Source organism: Streptomyces sp. NPDC002784 (genome assembly GCF_053592135.1).
Genome location: NZ_JBSFVD010000072.1, coordinates 1 through 7223, shown reverse-complemented (window position 1 = coordinate 7223; position 7223 = coordinate 1). Strand labels below are relative to the sequence as shown.

At 71.6% G+C, this 7223-nt stretch carries 6 protein-coding genes; 4 read left to right on the top strand and 2 right to left on the bottom strand.

All coding sequences use genetic code 11. The annotated features are described in order from the left end of the window. Positions 1-130: 130 nt before the first annotated feature. Both ACWD1Z_RS35985 and ACWD1Z_RS35980 read right to left on the bottom strand, forming a co-directional pair. The gene (locus ACWD1Z_RS35985) at positions 131-808 is read right to left on the bottom strand and encodes a response regulator (RefSeq protein WP_451124900.1); all 678 of its coding nucleotides are present in this window, start codon (positions 806-808) and stop codon (positions 131-133) included. Next, positions 805-2034, bottom strand: coding sequence for a sensor histidine kinase (locus tag ACWD1Z_RS35980; RefSeq protein WP_451124898.1), 1230 nt, complete (start codon positions 2032-2034; stop codon positions 805-807). The genes ACWD1Z_RS35985 and ACWD1Z_RS35980 overlap by 4 nt, the downstream gene beginning before the upstream one ends. Positions 2035-2325: 291 nt before the next feature. On the opposite strand from ACWD1Z_RS35980, the gene ACWD1Z_RS35975 reads away from it, so the two are divergent. The 4 genes from ACWD1Z_RS35975 to ACWD1Z_RS35960 all read left to right on the top strand — a co-directional run bounded on the left by ACWD1Z_RS35975 (position 2326) and on the right by ACWD1Z_RS35960 (position 7089). Beyond that, positions 2326-4488: an MMPL family transporter gene (locus ACWD1Z_RS35975; protein ID WP_451124896.1), complete on the top strand. Its 2163-nt coding sequence runs from the start codon at positions 2326-2328 to the stop codon at positions 4486-4488. Positions 4489-4637: 149 nt separating this feature from the next. Then, the gene (locus ACWD1Z_RS35970; protein ID WP_451124894.1) at positions 4638-4919 is read left to right on the top strand and encodes a hypothetical protein; all 282 of its coding nucleotides are present in this window, start codon (positions 4638-4640) and stop codon (positions 4917-4919) included. Next, positions 4913-5530 carry an RNA polymerase sigma factor gene (locus ACWD1Z_RS35965; protein ID WP_451124892.1) on the top strand — a complete coding sequence of 206 codons (618 nt, stop codon included), beginning with the start codon at positions 4913-4915 and terminating at the stop codon, positions 5528-5530. The genes ACWD1Z_RS35970 and ACWD1Z_RS35965 overlap by 7 nt, the downstream gene beginning before the upstream one ends. 5 nt (positions 5531-5535) lie before the next feature. Beyond that, positions 5536-7089: an IclR family transcriptional regulator domain-containing protein gene (locus ACWD1Z_RS35960; protein WP_451124890.1), complete on the top strand. Its 1554-nt coding sequence runs from the start codon at positions 5536-5538 to the stop codon at positions 7087-7089. The last annotated feature ends 134 nt before the right edge of the window (positions 7090-7223 follow it).

The following is a 7223-nucleotide window of genomic DNA, read 5'->3' as shown; positions in this document are numbered from 1 at the left end:
GTGGTTGGTCTTCTACGGGGCGCCGCTGAGCCACACAGGTGCGTGCCCTTCACGCCGCCCTCACCTGCCGTACCGTGCAGGCCCCGCCGGTCCACAGAAGCGACTGAGGGCAACCCCCGAGCAACCGCGGTCAGTGACCGACGTCGTGGTCACCGGCTTCGATCAGTCCGCTCTCGTAGGCGAAGATCACGATCTGGATGCGGTCCCGCAGACCGAGCTTGGCGAGGATGCTCGACACGTGGGACTTGACGGTCGCGGCACCGATGAAGAGCTGCTCGGCGATCTCCGAGTTGCTCGCGCCGCGGGCGACGGCGATGACGACCTCGCGCTCCCGCTCGGTGAGCCGCGCCACCCGGCCCGACGCGGCGGAGCTGACGACCCGGCGCTCGGCGAACTGGTCGATGAGCCGCCGTGTGATGGAGGGCGCCAGGAGGGCCCCGCCCTCGGCCACGGTGCGTACGGCGACGGCGAGTTGCTCCGGCGGGATGTCCTTGAGGACGAAGGCGCTGGCTCCGACGCGCAACGCCTCGTAGACGTATTCGTCCGGCTCGAACGTGGTCAGGATCAGCACGCGCACCGGCCAGTCGGCCTCTTGCAGGATCCGTGAGGTCGCTTCGAGACCGTCCATCTCGGGCATGCGGATGTCCATGAGGACCACGTCCGGACGTTCCCGGCGTGCCGCCTCGATCGCCTCCAGCCCGGTCCCCGCCTCGGCCACGACGTCGATGTCGTCGTTGATCCGCAGGATCATGGTGAAGCCGCGGCGGACCAGCGCCTGGTCGTCGGCGACGACGACGCGGATGGTCACGCGGGCTCCCCGAGGACGGGCTGGACGGGCAGATGGGCGGTCAGCCGGAAACCGCCGCCGGGCCGCGGCCCCGCGTCGAGCGTGCCGCCGAGCAGCAGGGCCCGCTCCCGCATGCCGACGATGCCGTGGCCGCCCATCCCCGTGCTGCGGGCGGTGCCGGACACGGACTGCAGGGCGGCGCCCTGGCCGTCGTCGAGGACTTCGACACTGATGCCGGGGCCGCACTGGTCGTATCCGAGGCGGACCTCGGTGCGGGTGTGCGGTCCGCTGTGCTTGAGCACGTTGGTCAGGGCCTCCTGGACGATGCGGTACACCGACAGCTCCACGCGGGCCGGGAGGGGAACGCGGATGTCGTCGGTGAAGGAGACGTGGAGCCCGGCCTCACGGACCTGCGCGACGAGCCGGGGCAGATCGGTCAGGCCGGGCTGGGGGCCGAGTCCGTCGCGCTCGGCCTTGGGGCGCAGCACTCCCAGAAGATGCCGCAGCTCGTCCAGTGCCTGGCGTCCGGCTTCCTCCACCGCCGTCATCGCCTCCAGGGCGCCCTGCGGGTCCTCGGCGGCCACCATCCGGGCGGCGCCCGCCTGCACGGTCATCATGCTCACCCGGTGCGCGACCACGTCGTGCAGTTCCCGGGCGATGTGGGTGCGCTCCTCGGCGGCGATGCGCTGTGCCTCTGCGGCCTGCTCCTGACGGCGCTGGGCAGCGCGCTCGGAGCGCAGCCGCAGGCGGCGGCCCATGTACCAGGCACCGAGCATGACCAGGCAGCCGAAGCCGATCTCGCCCGCGGGCAGGGAGAGGAGCAGGCCGTCGATGGTGACCGCGCCGACTGCCGCCACGACGCCGAGGGGCCCCCATTGCCGGTCCGGGGAGTGCCGTCCGGCGCTGTACAGGGCGACGATCACGATTCCGCCCACGTTGGCGTAACTGCTGCCCAGCGTCGGGGCCCACGCCGCGAGCGCCACGCCCAGTACGGCGAGCGGCTTGTGCCGACGCCGGTAGAGCGCCGCACCGGCTGCCAGGAAGAGCAGGAGGACCGGCGGAGGAAGGTCAACGACCGGGCGGACGACGAGGGAGTCTCCCGGACCCTCCTCCAGGAAGGTCACCGCCACAAACATGGTGAAGGCGAGGGTGGCGTCCGCGATCCGCGGCCACCGGACGAAGGGGCCACGGAACTTGGACGGCACGCTGCGCACCGGCGTCCCGGCAGGCTGTGCCGTGCGGTTCATCCTCGCTCCATCACCGGGCTGATCTGCCGCGCCGACCTCGATGGTCACGGCGCCTGGATCGCCATCGTATTTCCACGCCCGCGACGTCGGCACCCGTCGGCAGGCGGATCCGGCTGTCCGCCTCCAGGGGGAGGCGCGCGCCGATTCTCCCCGTCCAGGGCCGGAGCGGCGAACCCCTCCGGCGGCCGGGGACAGCGACGGCTGCTGCGCCCACGATGGGAGCCCTCACGCCGAATGCCGTCGCTGTGCGAAGACGTCGGCGGCAGCCCTCTGACAGGAGCCCACGGATCCATGAACCGATTTACTCGACGCATCGGCAGGGCGAGCGCCCGCCGGCCGTGGGCCACCATCGCCGCGTGGGGCGTCGCCCTTTTCCTCCTGCTGCCCGTGGCCGCGACGGCCGGCGGTTCCTTCGTCGATGACCTGGTCGCTCCCGGCAGCCAGAGCGAAGAGGCGATGGACCTGCTCGAAGAGCGCTTCCCGGAAGCGTCCAGAGGCAGCGCCCTGGCCGTGTTCGCCGTACCGGAGGGGCAACGGCTCGACCGTCACCGGGCTGCCGTCGACTCGGCGGTCGCGCGGATGGCCGAGGTTGCGCATGTCACCACGGTGACCAGCCCCTTCCCGGCGGGCACGATGTCACCCGACGGGCGGATCGGTTTCGCGGAGATCACCTTCGACGTGCCCACCATGAAGGTCGCTCCCGCGCAGATCGACGCGCTGAGCGGGGCGATCGACCCCCTGCGCAAGGACGGTGTCGTGGCCGAGCTGGGCGGTGACGCCGTCTTCATCAACGCCGAGACACCGACGTCGGGTGCGGAGGCGGCCGGCCTGCTGGCCGCACTGGTCATCCTGGTGGTCGCGTTCGGTACGGTCGTGGCCGCGCTGGTGCCCATAGCGCTGGCCCTGGTGGCCGTCGCCGCGGGGCTGGCCAGCATCACCCTGCTGGCCAACGCCATGGACGTCTCCACCGCCGCCCCGACCATCGGCGCCATGATCGGCCTGGGCGTCGGAATCGACTACGCCCTGTTCATCGTGGCCCGCTACCGCGAGAACCACGCAGCCGGCCAGGACAACCCCACCGCCCTGTCCAACGCCATGGGCTCGGCGGGCGCGGCCGTGCTCTTCGCCGGCGGCACCGTCGTCGTGGCGATGGGCGCCCTCGCGCTGACCGGCCTGGGCTTCTTGACCTCCATCGGCCTGAGCGCCTCGCTGGTCGTCCTCTTCGCCGTCGCGACCGCGCTCACCCTGCTGCCCGCCCTGCTGACCTTGCTGGGCGACCGCATCCACAAACGGCGACTCCTGGGCCGTAACCGCCCCGCGCGGAAGCCGGAGGACAGCGCATGGTGGCGTTTCGCCCACCGGGTGTCCGGCCGGCCATGGCCCTACCTGATCGTCGCCGCCACAGCGCTCCTCGCGCTGGCCGCCCCCGCGCTGCGGATGGAGACGGGCTTCCCCGACGCGGGAAACGACGCGACCAGCACCACCCATCGCCGCGCCTACGACCTGCTCACCGAAGGCTTCGGCCCCGGCGTCAACGCCCCGCTCCTGGTCGTCGCCGACCTGCGCGGCCCCGGCGCCGACGCCGAGGACATCCCCGCGCTGTCCGAGCGCATCGCCGCCGACCCGGGCATCGCCACCGTCGGTGAGCCCCGGACGTCCGCGGCCGGTGACACGGTGGTGCTGCCCCTGCAGCCCACCACCGCCCCCGCGGACGCCGAGACGTCGGCGACGCTCGACCGCATCCGCGACCTCGTCCCCGACAACGTCGCCGTGTCCGGGATGACCGCCATGACCGACGACCTCACCCGACAACTCGCCGACACCCTGCCGGTGTTCGTCGGCGCGATCCTGCTCAGTTCGTTCCTGCTGCTGATGCTGGTGTTCCGCTCCATCGCGATACCGGTGAAGGCCGCCGTGGTGAACCTGCTGTCCATCGGCGGCGCATACGGCGTCGTGGTCGCCGTCTTCCAGTGGGGGTGGCTCGGGGGCCTGTTCAACCTGGAGGGAACCTTCCCGATCGTGTCACCCCTGCCCACGATCTTCTTCGCGGTGCTCTTCGGACTGTCCATGGACTACGAGGTGTTCCTGCTGTCGAGAGTGCGCGAGGAGTACGAGGTCACAGGGGACAACACCGAGTCGGTGGCACGCGGCATCGCCGCCACGGGCCGGGTGATCACCTCCGCCGCCCTGATCATGACGGTGGTGTTCCTCAGCTTCGTCGCCAACCCCTCCCCGCTGGTCAAGATGATGGGTCTGGGCCTGGCGACGGCGATCGTGCTCGACGCGACGATCGTACGGATGGTGCTGGTTCCCGCTGTCATGGCGCTGATGGCCAACGCCACGTGGTGGCTGCCCCGCTGGCTGGACCGCCTCCTGCCGCGCGTCAGCGTGGAGGAAGCCGACGTGCCGCGGGGCCCTGAGCCGGTCCTCGCCCCCACCTCCGAGCGGGTGTGACGATCCGCCTACGACATCTCGCTCTCATGTTCTAGCGATCCCCCGCGCAGGTGAACTGGCGTTGCTGCGGGGGAGATTGGGGGGCCCGAGTACGTCTGGTGGGTGAGACGCGGACCGCGTTCCTGCCCGATGGATGGAGAGCCACCTATATGACGCCGTTCTTGGAGTGGACCGGGTACGTCCCGGCCGCCGTGAGCGCGGTGCACGCGCTGGGCGCACTGGTGCGCGTGTGGCGAAAGAAGTCTGCCGGCCGTGAGGCCGCACAGTCCGACGCCGGGTTACAGGCGGTGGGCGGCCAGGAGAGCCGGGTGGAGAGTGTTCCGGTCGCGCCCGTGGCGGCTCCGTGCGGTGACGTCGTCGTGCGTATCGAGCTCACCGTCCGTGTCGGCGGCGGGGATACGGCGGCCGAGTCGGAGCGCGGAGCGTGGTAGGCGACCCGCTGTCGGGGAAGGCCGTCGCGGTGAGCGCGACGGTCGGCCAGCGCCTGGTGGAGGCGTACCCGGCGTTCGTACGGACACAGCCCGCCGAGCTGCAACGCTCCTACCGGACACTGTCGTTGGCCACCTGCCAGGACATCGTGCAGGAAGCCGTCCTGGCCGTGGCACGCAAGGCCGCCGCGGGAGAGCTCGCGCCGGAGACGAAGGTGACCGCATACCTGCGGACGACGGCCCGCAACCTCGCCGTCGACATGCTGCGCGAAAGACAGCGGACCAACGGAGGGGCGGTGCTGCTCGGCAGCACCGAAGCCCTGGACACCGTGGTGCCGCGGCAGCGGGAGGTGGGCGACGAGGACCAGCGGGTGCTGCACGAGCTGGTCATCCCGGCGATCTCCAGCATGCCTCCCGGCCTGCGCAAGCGGGTGGTCGATCTGCAGAGCCGCGGCATGAGCGACACGGAGATCGCGGCCGCGCTCGAGATACCGGCGGCCCGCCTGCACAACCTGCGCAACAAGGCAGTCACGCAGCTGAGGCATGCCCTGGCTGGGCACATTCGGGATGGGCAGCGGAAAAAGCGGCAGCACGGAAAGCAGGGGAACAGGTGACGGATGTGGGCAGGGACGACGACCGCGGCGGCGGGGCGGGGCACCCGGAGCAGATGGTCCCGGCCGGGCTCGCGCACATGCTGGCCCAGCTCGCCGGACCCCACGACTTCTGGGACAGGCCCGGCGGGGACTTCGGGCCGTTGACGGACGTCTACGCGCTCAGCGCCGACGCGGCGCAGCGGGTGAACTCCTTCTACCGGCTGGGTTCGAAAGCCCTGCGGCGAGGCGAGCTCGGCCCGGCCGCCGACTGCCTGGGCGTGGCTGCCGAGTGGGGGCACCCCGGGGCGCTGTTCAAGTTGGCGGCCCTGGCCTGCCGTAGCGGCGGTTCGCACGAGGAGGTGCGGTTCCTGGTGGCGGAGGCGGCCCGGCACGGACACGGCGACGCGCGCCGGCTGCTGAGCGCTGCCGACCACCCGGCGCCCACCGCTGCCGAGGACGTGGCTGTCGTGGAGGACCCGGAGTTCTGCGAGGAGATCCGCTCGGCACTCGGAACGACCCCCACCGAGGGTGGCACCGGCCAAGAGGCGCAGAGGTTACGGCACGACGCCGCCGCCCCGGCGCGCCCGTATGTGAGCGCGGGCCCTACGGGGCCACCAGCCGACTCCGCGCCAGGGCTGTGGGCGCCGCCCCGGACGTTATGGACCCCGCCTGCCGCACGGCCGGCCCCCGAACACCAGCCACGGGAATGGGAATCCGCGCTGCGTGTACTGGATGTGCTTCACCTCGTCAACGGCTCGCAGGGTTCCGTCACGGTAGCCGAGGCCGCCCGTGCGGCGGGCGTGACCGTGGCGGCGGCCGCGGAGCTGATGGCCTGGCTCAGTGAGAACAGCCTGACCGCCCTCCAGCCTGACGGCACCTACACGGCCGGCCCGCTGATGCAGGCGACCGCACGCGGCGAGGACGTGCTCCAGCAGGTCCTGGACCGGCTGCGTGAGGACACCGGAGCCGCGATCTACGTCAGCGCCTACACGGACGGCAACCTCACCGTCACCCATGCCTCCTACACCGCCGACGCCCCGAAGGTCGACGAGTACGTGCCCTTCAGGGAATGCGCCCACGCCAGCGCGGTCGGCAAGAGCATCCTGTCCCAATTGACACCCGACGCCAGAGAGGACCACCTCTCACGCTGGCGGCCGGTCTCGCTGACCGCCAGGACCATCACCGACCCGCAGACCCTCCACCGCACACTCGACAAACACGGTCCCGCAGGATCCCACTTCGACGTGATGGAGTACTGCGACACCGATGTATGCGCCGCCATCCCGCTGCCACTTCCCGGCCAGGCCCGCTGCGTGGCGCTGTCGCTTCCTCTCGCCGAGCGCCACCGCCTCACCACCGCCGCTCGCATCCTGAGCAACCGCTCCACCGGACTCCTCCTCGCCGTCATCACAGCGGCCCTCCCCCTCGACCCGGCCCCACCAACAGACCCGCCGCCCCAGCCCGCCGCCCGACCCGACGACCCGCCCCGCACATCCGGCCTGGGCGCCGGCCTCTTCCTGCCACCCCGACTCCATGACCGGCTCGTCACCCCGGCCCGGTTGTTCATCGGGCGCCCTTGAAGCCCACCCGTGCCCGAGACCCGCAGTCGGTCTCAGAAGCTCTGCACCTGTGCGGGGTGCGGGAAGACACGCTGGCCTTGCGCGTCGAAGAGCATCAGCGCCCGCAGGTCGACGAGGAGGGGGATGCGGTCCCC